General features: G+C 55.0%; 16 protein-coding genes. 11 read left to right on the plus strand and 5 right to left on the minus strand.

Annotated features, from left to right (window positions below; all coding sequences use genetic code 11):
- Positions 1-549: 549 nt before the first annotated feature.
- From F8R23_RS02900 to licT, 3 genes are read left to right on the plus strand one after another with little or no spacing between them, the layout of a single operon-like run.
- Positions 550-2,415, plus strand: a complete 1,866-nt coding sequence (locus tag F8R23_RS02900; RefSeq protein ID WP_129934732.1) for a beta-glucoside-specific PTS transporter subunit IIABC — start codon at positions 550-552, stop codon at positions 2,413-2,415.
- Positions 2,412-3,824 carry a glycoside hydrolase family 1 protein gene (locus F8R23_RS02905; protein WP_151415221.1) on the plus strand — a complete coding sequence of 471 codons (1,413 nt, stop codon included), beginning with the start codon at positions 2,412-2,414 and terminating at the stop codon, positions 3,822-3,824. The genes F8R23_RS02900 and F8R23_RS02905 overlap by 4 nt, the downstream gene beginning before the upstream one ends.
- Positions 3,825-3,851: 27 nt before the next feature.
- A complete protein-coding gene (gene licT / locus F8R23_RS02910; RefSeq protein WP_151415222.1) occupies positions 3,852-4,691 on the plus strand; it encodes a BglG family transcription antiterminator LicT in 840 nt (279 codons plus the stop codon).
- Here the strand turns inward: licT and F8R23_RS02915 are convergent.
- Complete coding sequence (locus F8R23_RS02915; RefSeq protein WP_129934729.1) at positions 4,688-5,608, minus strand: LysR family transcriptional regulator; 921 nt, start codon at positions 5,606-5,608, stop codon at positions 4,688-4,690. The genes licT and F8R23_RS02915 overlap by 4 nt on opposite strands.
- 98 nt (positions 5,609-5,706) lie before the next feature.
- Between F8R23_RS02915 and F8R23_RS02920 the strand changes: the two genes are divergently transcribed.
- The gene (locus tag F8R23_RS02920) at positions 5,707-6,279 is read left to right on the plus strand and encodes a chromate transporter (protein ID WP_129938058.1); all 573 of its coding nucleotides are present in this window, start codon (positions 5,707-5,709) and stop codon (positions 6,277-6,279) included.
- Entirely contained in the window at positions 6,276-6,797 is a 522-nt protein-coding gene (locus F8R23_RS02925; RefSeq protein ID WP_129938059.1) for a chromate transporter, read from the plus strand. Before F8R23_RS02920 ends, F8R23_RS02925 begins: the two co-directional genes overlap by 4 nt.
- A 41-nt stretch (positions 6,798-6,838) precedes the next feature.
- Here F8R23_RS02925 and F8R23_RS02930 read toward each other — a convergent pair whose 3' ends face one another.
- The 3 genes from F8R23_RS02930 to F8R23_RS02940 all read right to left on the minus strand — a co-directional run bounded on the left by F8R23_RS02930 (position 6,839) and on the right by F8R23_RS02940 (position 8,878).
- Positions 6,839-7,198, minus strand: a complete 360-nt coding sequence (locus F8R23_RS02930) for an AprI/Inh family metalloprotease inhibitor (protein WP_099061928.1) — start codon at positions 7,196-7,198, stop codon at positions 6,839-6,841.
- Between the two features lie 142 nt (positions 7,199-7,340).
- Positions 7,341-7,841 (minus strand): GNAT family N-acetyltransferase, encoded by a 501-nt coding sequence (locus F8R23_RS02935; RefSeq protein ID WP_129934725.1) that lies wholly within the window; start codon positions 7,839-7,841, stop codon positions 7,341-7,343.
- Between the two features lie 29 nt (positions 7,842-7,870).
- Positions 7,871-8,878 carry an alpha/beta fold hydrolase gene (locus F8R23_RS02940; protein WP_151415223.1) on the minus strand — a complete coding sequence of 336 codons (1,008 nt, stop codon included), beginning with the start codon at positions 8,876-8,878 and terminating at the stop codon, positions 7,871-7,873.
- Positions 8,879-9,259: 381 nt separating this feature from the next.
- On the opposite strand from F8R23_RS02940, the gene idi reads away from it, so the two are divergent.
- The 5 genes from idi to F8R23_RS02965 all read left to right on the plus strand — a co-directional run bounded on the left by idi (position 9,260) and on the right by F8R23_RS02965 (position 14,890).
- Positions 9,260-9,799, plus strand: a complete 540-nt coding sequence (gene idi / locus F8R23_RS02945; protein ID WP_129938062.1) for an isopentenyl-diphosphate Delta-isomerase — start codon at positions 9,260-9,262, stop codon at positions 9,797-9,799.
- A 26-nt stretch (positions 9,800-9,825) separates the two neighbouring features.
- A complete protein-coding gene (gene dxs, locus F8R23_RS02950; protein ID WP_211369064.1) occupies positions 9,826-11,670 on the plus strand; it encodes a 1-deoxy-D-xylulose-5-phosphate synthase in 1,845 nt (614 codons plus the stop codon).
- On the plus strand, positions 11,667-12,653 hold the full coding sequence (locus tag F8R23_RS02955; protein WP_129938064.1) for an SAM-dependent methyltransferase: 987 nt from the start codon (positions 11,667-11,669) through the stop codon (positions 12,651-12,653). The genes dxs and F8R23_RS02955 overlap by 4 nt, the downstream gene beginning before the upstream one ends.
- A gap of 84 nt (positions 12,654-12,737) precedes the next feature.
- Positions 12,738-13,775, plus strand: coding sequence for a Rieske 2Fe-2S domain-containing protein (locus tag F8R23_RS02960; RefSeq protein WP_129938065.1), 1,038 nt, complete (start codon positions 12,738-12,740; stop codon positions 13,773-13,775).
- Positions 13,772-14,890, plus strand: a complete 1,119-nt coding sequence (locus tag F8R23_RS02965; RefSeq protein ID WP_129938066.1) for a terpene synthase family protein — start codon at positions 13,772-13,774, stop codon at positions 14,888-14,890. The genes F8R23_RS02960 and F8R23_RS02965 overlap by 4 nt, the downstream gene beginning before the upstream one ends.
- A gap of 19 nt (positions 14,891-14,909) precedes the next feature.
- On the opposite strand, the gene F8R23_RS02970 is transcribed toward F8R23_RS02965, so the two are convergent.
- The gene (locus tag F8R23_RS02970; protein WP_151415225.1) at positions 14,910-15,815 is read right to left on the minus strand and encodes a DMT family transporter; all 906 of its coding nucleotides are present in this window, start codon (positions 15,813-15,815) and stop codon (positions 14,910-14,912) included.
- Positions 15,816-15,991: 176 nt separating this feature from the next.
- Here F8R23_RS02970 and F8R23_RS02975 point away from each other — a divergent pair, with 176 nt between their 5' ends.
- Entirely contained in the window at positions 15,992-16,861 is an 870-nt protein-coding gene (locus tag F8R23_RS02975; protein ID WP_129934719.1) for an AraC family transcriptional regulator, read from the plus strand.

Below are 16,861 nucleotides of genomic sequence, written 5' to 3' on the forward strand. Positions count from 1 at the left end.
ATATAGGCAGGGTTTATCTGTTAGTTTTATTGGCTGCAGGTGTGTTATTGCCGCATTAAAATGCTCGGCGACGGTTAAATCATAGTGGCTTAGGCCGTATTCACCGCAAATAATTTATTTGTTTGTGTTACCAATTGAGAGAGGCTGTAATTATTATGTTTACTATTAAATAATAATGCATCGGTATCAATTAAACTGTGTTTTTTGTTCAATAAATAATAAACAGAGTTAATTTATTTAGGCGGCAGTTTTTTGTCAGTGTTATTTTAATCGGTTAATTTAACCTGTGCGCTAAAGTGGGGCGTGGTGGGCAACATTGCAGTGCATTTTCGAAAATTAGTGATGTTAATCACAAAGCTTAACGCAGGCTATTGCCGAAAAATCACAACTATGACGATACTTTCGCCGCGATCTTAGCGATCGCCAGACATTTTTATTACGGCGTGTTACTGCTCAGGCAGGCAAGACCAAAATAGGAATGCACCTCTCATTGCGATGAGGCGCATTTTGATTTTGGTCTTTTTTTTGTTTTTTTTACGGGGAAATCTTATGGATTACAAACAGCTGGGCCTGGAAATACTGGCGCGGGTAGGGGGCAAGGGCAACGTCAGCAAACTGACGCACTGCGCTACTCGTCTGCGCATGGAGTTTAACGATGACAGCCTGGTAGAGGCGAAAGCCATTGAGGCCTTGCCGGGGGTGATCAGCGTGGTCGAGCGCGGCGGCCAGTTCCAGATCGTGGTTGGTAACAACGTGCAGCAAACCTTCCGCACGCTGCAAAAAGAAATGGGCGATCTCAGCGGCCGGCAGAGCGAAAAGAAATCCCAGGCCCGCGGCGGAGTGATTTCGCAGATTATCAGCGTGATCTCTACCACCTTCACTCCAGTGATCCCGGCGATCACCGGCGCAGGGATGATTAAGGCGCTGCTGGCGATCCTCAAGCTGACCGGGACGATAGATGCCGCCAGCCCAACCTATCATCTGCTGGACACCATTGCCGATGCGGCTTTCTTTTTCCTGCCGGTGTTGCTGGCCTATGGTGCAGCAATCAAGTTCGAGTGTAACCCGATACTGGCCATGACCATCGCCGGGGTGTTGTTGCACCCCAATCTGGCGCAGATGCTGGCGGCTGGGACGCCGATTGACTTTATCGGAATTCCGGTGCGAATGGCCGACTATGCCGGTTCGGTGCTGCCGATTATTTTCACCGTCTGGCTGATGTCCTATATCGAGCGCTTTGCCGAAAAAGTTTCGCCGACGATGATCAAATTCTTCACCAAGCCGATGATTATTCTGTTGGTTACCGCGCCGCTGGCATTGGTGGTGGTAGGCCCCTTCGGTATTTTCCTTAACGATCTGGTTGCCGCCGGTGCGACGATTGTCGACGGCAAAGCCAGTTGGCTGATCCCGATGCTGATGGGCGGGCTACAACCCTTCCTGGTGATCACCGGCACCGCCTGGGCGATGACGCCAATCGCGACCGGTCAGTTGAGCAAAAACGGTTTCGAAATGATTAACGGGCCGGGCATGCTGGCCTCCAACATTGCGCAGGGCGCTGCCACCCTGTGCGTGGCCTTCCGTACAAAAAACAAAAACCTGCGCCAACTGGCGTCCTCTGCCGGTTTCACCGCGCTGCTGGGTATCACCGAGCCTTCGCTGTACGGTGTGACGCTCAAGCTGCGCAGACCGCTGATTGCCGCGATGATCGGCGGTGGCTGTGCCGGTGTCTATGCCGGGCTGAGCGGGCTGGTGCGTTATGCCTTCGTCTCTCCGGGGTTGGCGGCACTCCCGGCGTTTATCGGTGAAAACCCGATGAATATCGTCCACGCGCTGGTCACCTGCGCCATTGCTATCGTAGTGACCTTTGCGTTGACCTGGATCCTGGGTTTTGAAGATCCGGTCGAAGAGCAGGATACGGCGGTGACGGCCTCTCTCAGCGGCGATGAACAACAGATTTTCAGCCCGCTGTCCGGCCAACTGGTGGCGCTTGACCAGGTGAACGACGATGTCTTTTCCCAGGGGTTATTGGGCCAGGGTGTGGCGATACGGCCGCAGGAAGGGCTGCTGCGTGCGCCGCTGGACGGTGAGGTGGTGACCTTCCTGCCCTCAATGCACGCGGTGGGTATCAAGGGGGATAATGGCGTTGAACTGTTGGTGCACATCGGTATCGACACGGTTAATTTGGCAGGGCAGCACTTTAGCTCCAATCTGCAAATTGGCGACCGGGTCAAGATGGGGGATGAACTGGTGCGTTTTGATCTGGCGGCGATCGCCGGGCTGGGTTACGACCTCACCACGCCGGTACTGGTGGTCAACAGCGAAGATTTCCCACAATTGAGTTGCCGTCAGCCGGGTCGGGTCGGCTTTGGCGAATCCATCATCAGCCTGAATAATGCGCAGCAGGAGCCGGCATGATTTATCAACGACTGAACGATTTCCCCAAAGATTTTCTGTGGGGGGCTTCTACCTCCGCCTATCAGGTAGAAGGGGCCTGGGAAGAAGATGGCAAAAGCCCGTCGATTGTAGATATGCTCGATCATCCGCCAGGCACCGCCGACTTTAAGGTGGCCAGCGATCACTATCATCGCTTTCGCGAGGACGTGAAACTGTTTGCCGAGTTGGGGCTGAAGGCCTATCGCTTTTCCATTGCCTGGACGCGGGTGCTGCCCAATGGCACCGGCGAGGTCAACGCTGCCGGGCTGGATTTCTACCGCCAGTTGATTGATGAACTGCTGAGCCATGGCATCGAGCCGGTGGTGACGCTGTACCATTTCGATCTGCCCTATGTGCTTGAACAGCAGGGCGGCTGGTCTAATCGCGCCACTATCGACGCCTTTGTCGAGTATGCCGGGGTGCTGTTCGACGCCTTTGGCGATCGGGTGAAGTACTGGCTGACCATCAACGAGCAGAACACCATGATCCTGCACCCGGGGGCCATTGGTACGCCAAAGGGTGGCGTACTGCCGTCAAAACGGGTGTTGTATCAGCAAAGCCACCATATGTTGGTGGCCCAGGCGCGGGTGATGGCACTGTGTCACCAGCGCTGCCCCGCAGGGAAGATTGGCCCGGCGATTAACACTACCTCGATGTATCAGGAAACCTGCCATCCGCTGGATGCTATCGCCGCCCATAACTGGGAGACGCTGCGTTGCTGGAGCTTCCTCGATGTTGCGGTGCATGGCCGCTATAACCCGCTGGCCTGGCGTTATTTGCTGGACCGCGAACTGGCTCCGCAGATGGCGCCGGGCGATGCGGCTCTGTTGCTGCAAGGCAAACCGGACTATGTGGCGATAAACTATTATTCTACCGCCACCATTGCCGCCAGCCGTGGCGACGCCTCCGACATCAGCGCGCGCGCAGGCGATCAGCAAATCATGCTGGGGGAATCGGGAGTTTACCGTGCAGCAGAGAATCCGTTCGTCGGTAAAACCCGCTACGGTTGGGTGATCGACCCGGTCGGATTACGGTTAACGTTGCGCAAAACCGCTGAACGCTATCATTTGCCAATATTGATTACTGAAAACGGCATCGGTGCCCCGGATGAGTTACAGACCGATGGTACAATTAACGACGATTACCGCATTGAGTTTATGCGTCAGCATGTCGAACAGATGCAGTTGGCGATCAACGACGGGGTAGAACTGCTCGGTTATTGCCCCTGGGCGGCGATAGACGTGGTCAGCACTCATCAGGGCTATGCCAAGCGTTACGGGTTTGTCTATGTCAACCGGGGTGAGCAGGATCTGAAAGATCTGCGGCGAATCAAAAAGCGCAGTTTTGACTGGTATCAACGGCTGATTGCCTCCGATGGCCGGCAACGCTAATAAAAATAAAGGGTGACGGCCGCGACGATGAAAGTCATTAAGGTACTCAATAATAGCCTGGTGCTATCGACTGACGACGATAACAATGAAGTTATTGCTATGGGCAAGGGTATTGGCTTTAACAGCAAAGTGGGTGACATTCTCGACCCGGCCACGATAGAGAAAGTGTATGTGGTGCAAAACGGGCAAAAGGGCCGTGATTACCTGCGGCTGATAGAGTCCACGCCGGAAGAGTATATCGAGATCGTGCAGATGATCCTCGCGGAGGCCAATCGGCAGCTCAATGGGCGGATTAACGAGCAGATTTTCTTCACGTTGGCAGACCATATCAGCTTCGCCATTGAGCGCTACCACAAAGGGATTGCTATCCAGAACCGGCTGCTGTTTGAGGTGAAGCGCTTTTATCCGCAGGAATTCGCGGTGGCCACGCAGGCGCTGGCGCACATCAACCGGCGGTTGAACATCAGCCTGCCGGAAGAAGAGGCGGGCAATATCGCTTTCCATCTGGTTAATGGCCAGACCGATGTGCAAAACATGGAGCACACGCTGCTGGCGGTGAAAATGTTGAAGGACATTTTCAATATCATCAAATACCATTTTCGCATCAATATCGACACCGATTCGCTCAACTACTCGCGTTTTCTGGTGCATATGCAGTTTTTCATTCAGCGTATGGTCGAGGGGCAACAGATGACGTCGAAAGACGATTTTATCTTTGCTCAGGTAACCAAAGAGTATCCGCATGCCTACCGTGGCGCGCTGCTGATCCGCGACTACGTGAAAAATCTGCTGCAAATGGAAATGTCGAACGATGAACTGCTGTATCTGGTGATCCACCTGACGCGCATCGCCGACAAGGAAGATTAGCCGGGTGGGTGCTCACTGACAGCTTCGGTCACCAAATCGCGAAAACGCGTGATGATGGCCGATGTTCGGTTGTTGCGCAGCGCCAGATAAAGCGGCGCACTGAGCTGGGCCCGATCGTCAATCGCCCGGTAGACAATGCCGTCGCCCCCCAAACGTCGCATCGAGGCAGGCACGATGGATAGCCCCAAACCGGCACCGACCAAACTGAGGGTCGCGGGCAGGCGCGGGGCCTCCTGAATCACGCGCGGGCTGAAACCGGCACGGTGGCAGGCCGCCAGAATAGCATCGTACAAACCCTGACCCGCAGGTCGACGGTACAAAATAAAGGCTTCGCGGGTTAACGCCGTCAGCGGCAGCGGTTGTTCGCCGTTAACCGCCAGTGGATGACCCACCGGAAGCGCGACCAACATCGGTTCGCGCAGCACCGGTTCAATCGTCAACCCTGGAATGCCGCCCACCGGCGAGCGCACAAAGGCCACGTCAAGGCGTTCATCCACCAGTGCCTCCAATAGCTCACCGCTGCCGGCCTCTTCCAACTGAGTGGTAATGCCCGGCAGGATCTCCCGGTAGCGGCGCAGCAGATTGGGCACAAAAGGGTGCAGAGCGGCAGAACTGGTGAAGCCGATGGCAATATGCCCTTGTTCACCGCGTGCGGCACGGTGTACCGCCTCGGTCAGATGTTCCGCACGTTCCAACAGTGCACGCGCTTCATTGAACAGTACATTGCCGGCTTCGGTGACGCGCACGCCGCGCGGCAGGCGCTGCAACAGTTTTACCCCCAGCTCGTCTTCCAACCCCTGCAACAGGCGGGTTAACGGCGGCTGCTGAATAAACAGACGTTCGGCGGCGCGGGTAATATTGCCTTCTTCTACCACGGTAACGAACGCCCGCAGGCGGCGAAGTTCGATCATAGCCATACCCTAAAGGTATCCTTGTTGCTTATGAAATGCATTAGACAGCATGACATGGCGGCGCGCATCATACCAGCCATCATAAAAGCAATGTGGAAGCGGCAATGTCTGAATCTGATGCGATAAAAAACAGCCAACCTGCGTTACCACCGGGTAATGGCGAGTTGTTTTGGGGCTTTCTGATGCTTGGGTTAATGGGCTTTGGCGGCGTACTGCCGCTGGCGCGCAACATGCTGGTGGAGGATCGTCGCTGGCTGAGTGGTGAACAGTTTACCGAATTGCTGGGGTTGTGTCAGTTTTTGCCCGGTGGCAACGTGATCAACCTTTCTGTGGCGGTGGGCATGGAGTTCCGCGGTCTGCGGGGGGCGTTGTGTGCACTGTTGGGGCTGATCAGTGCGCCGACGGCGATTGTGGTGGGATTGGGCATGGTCTACGCCCGCTTCCAGAACGATGCACATGTGCAGGGCGTGTTTGCCGGGTTGGCCGCTGCGGCGGCGGGTTTACTGTTGTCCACCGGGGTAAAAATGCTGTTACCGCTGCGCGGTAAATGGCTGGCGCTGGCGATTGTCGCACTCAACCTGATCGCCATCGCCTGGCTGCGTCTGCCGTTATTACCGACCATGCTGGTACTGGCACCGTTGAGCATTCTGCTGATGGGGTGGAGGAGCCGTTCATGATGGGCATCCTGATTTCGCTGGCGGTGATCTTCACGGAGTTGTCGTTGCTGGCGTTCGGTGGCGGCATGACCATTCTGCCGGAAATGCAGCGTCAGGTGGTGGAGGTTCACCAATGGATGAGCGCGCAGGAGTTCAGTGCGCTGTTCGCCATGGCGCAGGCTGCACCGGGGCCGAATATGATGATCGTGCCGCTGATTGGCTGGCACGTGGCCGGCTGGGCCGGACTGCTGGTCTCTTCGGTCGCCAAATTCGGTCCGTCGTCGTTCGTCACCCTGTTGGTGATGGGTGCCTGGCGGCGTTTCAAGGACAAACCCTGGCGGCGCAGAGTGCAGAGCGGTCTGGTGCCGGTTACCGTCGGTTTGGTGGCGGCGAGTGGGGTGCTGATTGCCGAGGCTTCCGCGCCAAGCTGGCCGCTGGCGGCGATTATTCTGCTGGCCACGCTCGTGAGCATGAGCAAGCGCATTCATCCGCTATGGGTGCTGGCGGGCGGGGCGTTAATGGGATTGTTGGTGGCGTGACGGCAGATTTTTTTACGCTGCCGCCATGCCAGAAAAGCAGGTTATTGGCGTGGTGTCAGCGTAAATCGCGGCTTGCCGTTATGGTTCATCACTTCATAGTGCTTAGGGGCCGTCAGCGCCAGGAACGCGACCATGCTGCCGTCGGCGTTGGTTAACGTCATACCGTCCGGCGTTGGGCGCCAGGCAACCGGCAGTTCTGTCAGGGCCAGCGGCTGCAGACACTGTGTCGAGGCGGTAAAACGGTAGGCGTTGGTACCTTCGATCAGTTCATCACTTAATTCAACGTCACAGGTGGCGGCGTTGTTTTCCGCATCATTCAACTGCCAGTGCCCTTTCAGTGCAGAGGGGGCCAGCAGGGGCAGTGAACTGGCAAAGCTGGTGCTGCTTAACATAAGGCTCATAACAACTCCTGTCAGGGCAACGCGCCGTAGTGTGCGCAAACAGAGAAATCTCGACATCGGCCACTCCTTACTGAAATCCGCTAATACCATAGCACGATCCCTGGTACTGGGTGAGTAAAGGGCAAGGGGTTTTAATGCTCGTTTACCGGCGAAAAATAAGCACCATCAGCATTTCGTCGAGATAACCTTGTTCGGTTTTTAAAGCTCGAGGTTCCATGCCATAGGGCTCGAAACCGTATTTTTTGTAGAGGCTGATTGCGGCATCGTTGTCCGCTACAACCGTCAGCAGTATCTGCTCGACCTGGTTGGAACCATAGTCAATGACCGCTTTTAGCAGTGCATTGGCGATCCCCTGGCCTCTGAATTCGGGTTCAACAAATACCCCCGTCAGGGAAGCCTTATGGGTATCTTTAATCCCCTCGGCCTGCCTGAATACCATAATTCCCACGATCTTGCCGTTTGAATAGGCGCCGAATACGGCGCAGTTGGCGAGTCTGTCGGCAAAAAACGGTAGCGATCTTATGGCCTCAACCGAATAAAGCGAGCCGAACATCTCGGGGGACTTTTTTAAAGCCGAAAGCCGGATAGTCCGAAAATCCTCGGCGTCTTCTGCTTGCAGGCGGCGAATTTTAATATCAAGCATGGAGGGTTTCCTGTCCTGTATCGAGAGGGTTATGGCTGCAATGTCTTGATCAGCGCCTGATTAAATTGCGCAGGTTGTTCCATCTGTGGCGCATGGCCCAGCCCCGGGAACTCGATCAGGCGGGCGTGCGGGATCAGTTTTGCCACCTGTTTGCCCAGTAGATTGTAATGACCGAGCTTGGCCTTGACCGCTGGCGGGGCGATGTCGCTGCCGATGGCGGTAGTGTCAGCGGTGCCAATCATCAGCGTGGTCGGCGTTTGCAGATCCTTAAATTCGTAGTACACCGGCTGGGTAAAAATCATGTCGTAAATCAGCGCCGAGTTCCAGGCCACCAGGCGATGCCCCGGCCCGTTGTTCAGCCCGGCCAGCATATCGACCCAGCGGTCATATTCTGGTTTCCAACGGCCGACATAGTAGGTATTCAACTCATATTGTCGGATACCGGCAGCGGACGTTTTCAGTTCACGCTCGAACCATTGATCGACGCTGCGCCACGGCACACCTTTGGCTTTCCAGTCTTCCAGCCCAATCGGGTTCACCATCACCAGTTGTTCTACTGCCAGCGGATACATCAGGCTGTAACGCGTAGCCAGCATACCGCCGGTGGAGTGGCCGACGATCACCGTTTTACTGATTTTCAGGTTATTCAGCAACGCGTGGGTGTTCTGCGCCAACTGTTGGAAGCTGTATTGGTAATGTTGTGGTTTGGTCGAGCTGCAAAAACCGATTTGGTCCGGCGCGATCACCCGGTAGCCGGCTTTGCTCAGCGCCTTGATAGTCTCTTGCCAGGTGGCGGCACAAAAGTTTTTGCCGTGCATCAGCACCGCAGTGTGACCATTGGCTTCACCCTCTGGCGGCACGTCCATATAACCCATGCTTAACGACTGCCCTTGAGAGCTAAAGTTGTACTGCTCCAGGGGATAAGGGTAGTGAAAGCCCTGCAGTTCCTGACCGTACTTCGGCGTTTCGGTTGCCGCGTTAGCCGTAAAGGCGGTGAGGGCGGCGGATAGCAGCCAGAGGCGGGAAAATCTCAGCATCCTGATCTCCTTATGAAAAATCGGCAAGAGTCTGAGTATAGTTGCATTACATTGGCTTTCAGAATGAAAAGTCAATTTGCAGAGTTGTGGACTAATAGTTATAGAAGGGACCAGCCATTTTTAATTCAGATTGCCACTGGAGGAAATAGTGGTTTATTAGACTGTTTTGTATTGAAAAACACACTGCACCAGGAAGATGGTCACCATGGTGGTTTATTAACATGGTAATTATTCATTAAGAAATAAAATAATGATTTTAATTTTAAATAGGGTGCCTGATTAATTTTTAAACTTGACAACTCTCTATCATCATCTTTAATGATAAATCGTATGTAAAAATAATCCTATTTATAACGAGCGCTATCTACAGGAATCCATGCAATGGAAGAAATGCTGATACTCGTTGATAACGAAGATAACTCTATTGGTTCTGCGGGTAAATTATCTGTTCATCAACAAGGGCTATTACACCGAGCATTTTCGATATTTATATTTGATAGTGAAGGAAAATTACTTCTACAGCGACGTGCATTAAGTAAATATCACTCGGCAGGGCTGTGGACTAACAGTTGCTGTGGCCATCCCCGCTGGGGCGAGGCTACGCAAGCCGCGGCTTGCCGACGCTTGCAAGAAGAAATGGGTTTTGTTACCCGTTTGAAGAAAGTTTCCAGTTTTACTTATCATGCTGAAGTTCCTGGTGATTTAATTGAGCATGAGTTTGACCATATATTTGTGGGTCAGTTCGACGGTGAACCGCAGATTAATTGTGATGAAGCGGCGGATTGGCAGTGGATTGATATTATACAATTAATTCATAAAGTAGAGTCATATCCTGAAAACTTCACCGCATGGTTCAATGTAATAATAAAGAATGTCAGTGCCAATGAACTTGAAGAGTGGGGGAAGCTCGCTTCCTGCTAGTGCTATCAACGTTAATTAACGGGTGAATGGCTATGGATACCCTATTGGATTTAATTAAGTTTCCGGCCGATTTACGGAAACTAACCTGTGAGCAATTAGTGCAGGTAGCCAATGAACTGCGCACATTTTTATTATCCAGCATCGCGCAAAGCGGTGGCCATTTAGCCTCTAATCTCGGCGTGGTGGAATTAACCTTGGCCTTGCATTATGTCTTTGATACGCCGAACGATCGCCTTGTCTGGGACGTAGGCCATCAATCCTATCCGCACAAGGCGATCACCGGTCGGCGTGGGCAGATGAGCAGCCTGCGCAAAAGAGGTGGCATCTCGGGGTTTCCGCGGCGCGATGAATCCCCCTATGACACCTTCGGCACCGCCCACTCCAGCACCTCTATTTCTGCCGCGTTGGGGATGGCTCATGCTGCACGGTTGCAGCAACAACGTAGGCATTGCATCGCTGTAATCGGTGATGGGGCGCTCAGCGCCGGTTTGGCTTATGAGGCAATGAATAACGCCACGCTTGACTCGAATATGTCCTTGCTGGTGATTATCAACGACAACGACATGTCGATTTCACCTTCGGTCGGTGCGCTGAAAAAGCACCTTGCCGGCCTGTTGGGGGGCGAGTCGACCGCACTGTTCAGTACATTGGGGTTTAATTACACCGGCCCGGTAGACGGGCACGATATCGCCGCGTTGGTTCCGGCGTTGGTGCGCGTGCGCGATCGGGGCGGAATACAACTGTTGCACGTCATCACCCGCAAAGGCTGTGGCTTTTCATACGCCGAGGCCGATCCTGTGGGCTACCATGCACCCGCCAAATTCTGTCCGCAGGCCGGGATCTTGCCCGCCAGCGGCGGAAAACTCACCTATACCCGGGTATTCAGCGACTGGCTGTGTGATGAAGCCGAACGAGATCCGCGGGTGGTCGGCATCACCCCGGCGATGCGGGAAGGTTCCGGCCTGGTGACCTTCCAGCAACGCTTCCCCGATCGTTACTTCGATGTGGGCATCGCCGAACAGCATGCGGTGACCTTTGCGGGCGGACTGGCTGCCGAAGGCATGCGGCCAGTGCTGGCGATTTATTCCACTTTCCTGCAGCGCGGTTATGACCAGTTAATCCACGATATCGCCATCCAGCACCTGCCAGTGACCTTCGCCATCGATCGCGCCGGGGTGGTGGGGGCTGATGGGGCGACCCATATGGGGATGTTTGATTTGGCCTATCTGCGCTGTATTCCCAATCTGCTGGTGATGTGCCCGGCGGATGAGAATGAATGCCGTCAGATGCTGCACACCGCCCTGCATCATGAAGGTCCTGCTGCGGTGCGTTATCCGCGCGGTAGTGGCCCCGGCGTGGTGCCGCTGCGGCAGATGGTGGCATTGCCGTTGGGCGAGGCTCAGGTTTGCCGTATTGGCCGGCGGATCGCCATTCTGGCTTTTGGCTCTATGGTGGCACCCAGTCTGGAAGTCGGCGTCAGGCTGGATGCGACCGTGGTCAATATGCGTTTCGTTAAACCGCTCGATGCCGGGTTGTTGCAGCGCCTGGCGCAAACCCATGAGGTTGTGGTCACCGTAGAAGAAGGTTGCCTCGCCGGTGGGGCCGGCAGCGCCTGTCTGGAGAGTCTGTCCGCCGCCGGGATCGCGGTGAAGAGCCTATTGCTGGGTTTTCCGGATCATTTTGTTGAGCATGGCGAATCCGCCGAGCTGTTGGCGGCGTATGGTCTGGACGCTGACGGCATTGAAAGCGCCATCGTCAGCTTTGTGACCCCGTCGGTAGCGGACCTCGCCACCGTGGCGGGGAGTTTTACCGAGGGAAGTGAATCTTTCTTGCCCGAAAATACGCACATTTATCGAGGAGAGCGACCATGAGCAATCTGTCTGAAACCCAGTATTCCGATCCGGTGTATCTGCAGAACCTGCCTTATCAGGTGATCCGGGATAAGCAAACCGACAGTTATGAAGAGAAGGTGGTGCAGACCTACTGTGAAGAGCCGGAGCATTGGCGCAAGGCGATTGGCGATACGTTGCTGTTTCAGTTTGGCGTGTATGAGGATGTCTCACCGTCATTGGCCCCGGCGTCAAAGTTGAAGCCCACCGCCTCGCTGGACGAATCCAGCGTACGCTATTTTGAGCAGCAGCTATTTCTGGCCGGCGTCACCGGCAGCGATCGCCCGGCGATGCGCCGTATCCTGGATATCGGCTGTGGCTGGGGTTACATCCTCAAGCATTTGGCGGAACGTTATCCTGAGTGCCGGCGCTTGGATGGGGTTAACGTCAGCGCCCAACAGCTTAATTACTGCGCCAGACTTCACGCCGAGCAAGGGCTGGCTAATCGCATTAATCTGTTCTTATGCAATGCGCAAGATATCGGACTGTTGCCGGATCCGGCGGATTTGTACGACCTGGTGATCATTCGCGGCGTGATTTCGCATTTCCCTAATGAGCTGTATGAGAAGGCGATGCGTGCATTGTTTACCCGAGTGCGCCCCGGCGGCAAGGTGATTATTTCCGACAATCTGTACAACGTCGAACCGGATCGCTACCAGTCCGATACGCCGGATATGGTTGATCGCCTGGCCTGCCGCCATCAGAAAACTCCGGCCTATTTCAGCCAGGTGCTGGAGGACAGCGGCTTTGGCGTGAAGGATTTTCGCGTGTTGCCCTCCAACGTCGATGTGGCGCACTGGTTGATGGACTCCAAGGCCAATATTGAACGCCATTTCCCGGAAGGCGTTGGCGGTGCGCTGGAAGAACTGCGGATACTGGCTGAAAACTGGTCGGTAGCCTTGCTGAAGGACAAGGTTTCCACCTACAGCGTGATTGCCCAAAAGCCGATCAAACCGGTGGTTTAAGGCGGGTAAGCTTCGGCCACGGGATAACCAGAGCCGCAGTCAGGTGGCCAAAGCCCAATTGATAGTTCAGTACAGGAATTCATTATGGATGCATTCTCGACGGCAGAGCAGGACAGCGTAGTGCCTATTACCCTGATATCCGCGCCAGCACATAAGCGCAGTGCCACGGGTATTGGCCAGATCGCCTTGCCTTATCCCAACGGGTGGTTCGCGGCTGGATTCAGCCACCAACTGCTGGCGGAGCAGGTTCAGCGGGTGTCCTTTATGGGGCAGGAGTTGGTGCTGTACCGTACTGCCTCCGGCATAGCGCGGGCGATAGACCCTTATTGTCCGCATCTCGGTGCGCATCTGGGTTATGGAGGCAAAGTGGTGGGAGAAGAGCTGGTTTGCCCGTTTCACGGTCTGGCCTTTAACCCTGATGGACTGTGTGTGCGAACTGCCGGTGGTCAAAAACCCCCGGTAGCGGCGTTGACGCAGCGTTACACCACTGAGGTCGACGGCGTCATTTTCGTCTGGCGCCATCAGGATGATTTACCGCCGTACTGGCAATTGCCGGTACTTGACCGAGCGGGTTTTTCGCAGGGACGCTATGAAAATTTCGTGTTGCAGGGGCTGTGTCAGGACATGACGGAAAACAGCGCCGATCCGCTGCATTTCGCCTATTTGCACGGTTTGCAAGAGGTGGTCACTCGGCACCAGGAAGATCGGCACCAGATGACCTACACCATGCAAGCCAAGGTCTTCGGCCAGGCGGTGAATATGAAAATGCGATGCTTTGGTCTAGGTTACGCCGTAGGTGAGGCCGAATTCGCTCGTTTGGGGCTGATTGCGCGCACTCAGGCTCTGGGCACGCAGATCACGCCGTTAAGCTGGGATTTCCGCATGATTGACACTATCCGCGTTGAGCGAGTTTCGCGTTTGCCGCACCGGCTGCAGCGCTTGGTTTATGCCGCCTTGCTGCTTTACATCCATCGCTGGTTTGTCAAAACGGTGAAGGAGGATTTTGATGTCTGGCGCAACCGGCGCTTTGTCGAACAGCCTAAATTGATTGCTGGCGAAGGCAATATGGCCGTGTACCGTCGCTGGACCACACAATTTTATCCGCAAGGAGACCTGGAATGACCATCAAATTGCCGGAACTTCCCCAACCGTTCAGCTTTGCTATTCACCCCCATTTTTCCCCCGGTAACGCTACACCTTATCTGGATCAGGATTGTTATGACCGTGATCCCTTCGAGCAGGCTACCCGGGCTTATGCGGATCGTTTCGAACTTTATCAGGATGATGAACAGCGTCAGCGGCTGGCCAATATTCACTGCAGTTGGCTGGGCTCGATGATGTACCCCGTTGGCAGTGACGAACTGCTGCAGGTTGGCGTGGATTTTTGCATGTGGGCTTTTGCTTACGATGACGAATATTGCGATGAGGGGCCGATCTCCAGCGAGCCGGAAAAATTCATTCAGGCCTCGGCGGAGATCTGGCGACAGTTTGAATCACCAGAATACCCGCTTTCGCAGGACCGTTATGCCTTGGCTGCGCGTGACCTGCGGGTTCGGCTGGATAAATACGCCAAACCAGAACAAACCGCCCGCTTTGTCGAATCGATGCGTATATATATGATGGCCGAGATGTGGAAGGCCATTAATCCGGCCCCTTCGTTGAACGACTATGTTTCCATGCGTGTGACCGGCGGCGGCGCCTGGTCGTTTCCGACGTTAGGGCATGTGATCGCTAATGTTGATGTGTCGCAGCGGGAGTTTGAGGATCGCCCTGTGCGGGCACTGTTTGAAATGCTGTCACACCTGATGGCCTGGGAGACGGAACCTCATGCCTATCTCAAGGAGATGGTGCGCGGCTCGAACTATAAAGAACACAACTTGATCCGCGTATTGATACGTGAACGACAATACAGCTTTGACGAAGGCATTGAGGAGTACCTTGAGATGCGTCTGCGGCTGTTGGGGCTATTTTTGCGTCTGCGTGCTGAAGTTGAGAAAACGGCCTCTGTCGGGCTTAAAGCTTATATCGAGTCGGTGGTGCGTTACTATGTCGGCGCGACCGCCTGGTCGCAGAATACCCGCCGTTATAAATCAATGAGTGGCAATAGCGATGAGGGGGCTTTTGAAGGCGGCCAACTGACGCAACCCCAGCCGGAAGAAATCTTCAACAGCACCCAAACTATCGATATCGACGCGCTAAAATGGTGGTGGCAGTACGATCCGGCACGTGGACGGTAGCTGACGATACTGGCGACGTTTATACCGCTCGACGACGCCACAAAGCCGTGAGCCTGCCCGGTTTGGCGAACATCACCAGATTGCCCAGCAGGATCAGGCACAGGCCAATCACCGCATTGAGGTGCCACTGGTAGCCTTCATAAATTGTAGAAATACTCAGCGCCACCAGAGGGAACAACAGGGTGCTGTAGGCCGCTGCACCGGCACCGATACGACCCAGCAGACTGAAATAGGCGGCGAAGGCGATCACCGAACCGAATATCGCCAGATACAGCAGTGAGCCGATATAGCGGCTGCTGAACTCAATCTGGAACGATACGCCCTGAGCCAGGGCAATCAGCGCCATCAGGATCGCGCCGTAGCTCATGGCATAGGTATTGGTGGACAGAATATCCAGACCGCGCCGCTGGTGACGGGTACTGATCATATTGCCCAAAGAGAACCCGTAGGTGCCCAGAGCGCTCAGCCCGATGCCTTTCAACAGCTCCGGTGCCAGCTGTGTGGCGGCCAGATCCTGCCAGAACAGGGCGACGATCCCGCTCAGGCCCAGCACTGCCGCCGGCAGCAGGTTCGGGCTGGGGCGCTGGCGGAAGAACAGCACGCCGTTAACGGCGTTGAACAGCACCGCCATTGAGAAAATTACCGACTCCAGTCCGCTGCTGATATAGGCTGCGGCATGGTAGAAGCAGTAGAAGTTAAAACCGAACACGCAGCAGCCTTGCAGGATGCAAAAAAAATGATCGCGCGGGGCAATACGGCGCAGGCGGCGCGCCAATAGCAGAATCACCAACATCACTCCCGCAGCAACCACAAAGCGGTAACTGATGGAAACGGGAATGGCTACAGGCCCTTCCTGCTGCAGGGTAATTGCAATCCAGGTCGTGCCCCAGATCAGCACTACGGCAAGGTACAACAGCGTGTTCATCATAGACTCCAGCAAAAAATAGACCGGCTCAGGATCCGTTGTTGCAGGCCGCCGTGCTTTCAGCGCTTTGCGTACAATTGCATATTCTTGCGCTTTTTTTGGCAAAAGCGCGGGCTGACGGCTGGTGTGGCGCAGTGCCTCTCTCTACACTGGAGGGATTGAGAAACGGAGGCGGCATGTCCAGCTATAAGGCGTTTGAAACCCTGCGGGAGCATAAAGCGCGGTTGCACAACAGTGTACAACTGGCTTCTGGCGTGGAATTGGCCTCCTGGTCAAACTGCAACGATCGCATTACTCAGGAAAGCGCCAATCACCATACGCTGAGCCTGTATGTCGCCGACGGCTATGAGTGCTATCAAAAGGTGCCGGGTGGCTGGAAGAACGGCGGTGGGCCGGACCGTTTTTGTATTATGCCGCGTCAATATGAATCTACCTGGGATGTACGCAGCGATTTATCTTTTGTGCATCTTTACTGCACCGACCACCACCTGCGCCAGGTGGTGGAGCAAACCTGGGATCGCAGCCCGGCGTCAATTAACCTCGAACAATGCGCCTTTGGCGAAGATCCCCAAATCACGCTGCTGTATCGCCAGTTTTTACTTAACTGCAATTGGCAAGAACGGGCCAACCAACTGGCGCTCAGCAGTGCCACCACTTTGCTGATGTCGCACCTGGTGCAGCGCTATAGTCAACTGCAATGGGCGATGCCGCAGGTGCGCGGCGGTCTGGCTCCGGCGGTCGCCAGACGGGTGAAAGAGTATATTGAGCAGCATCTCGACCAGCCGTTGTTGCTGGCAGATCTGGCGGTACAGGCCGGACTGAGTGAGTTCCACTTTGCTCGCATGTTCAAACATGACACCGGCCTGGCACCACACCAGTTTGTCATGCGCGCGCGGCTACAGCAGGCGGAAAGACTGTTGTGCCACAGCTTGCTGCCGTTGACGCAGATTGCGCTGGAGTGCGGTTTCAGTTCCTCCAGCCATTTCAGCAACCGTTTCAAGGCGGCCTACGGAATTGCCCCGATGCAAATGCGTTTGGGGCGTTGA

The organism is Serratia proteamaculans (assembly GCF_008830365.1).
Classification (GTDB): Bacteria; Pseudomonadota; Gammaproteobacteria; order Enterobacterales; family Enterobacteriaceae; genus Serratia; species Serratia proteamaculans.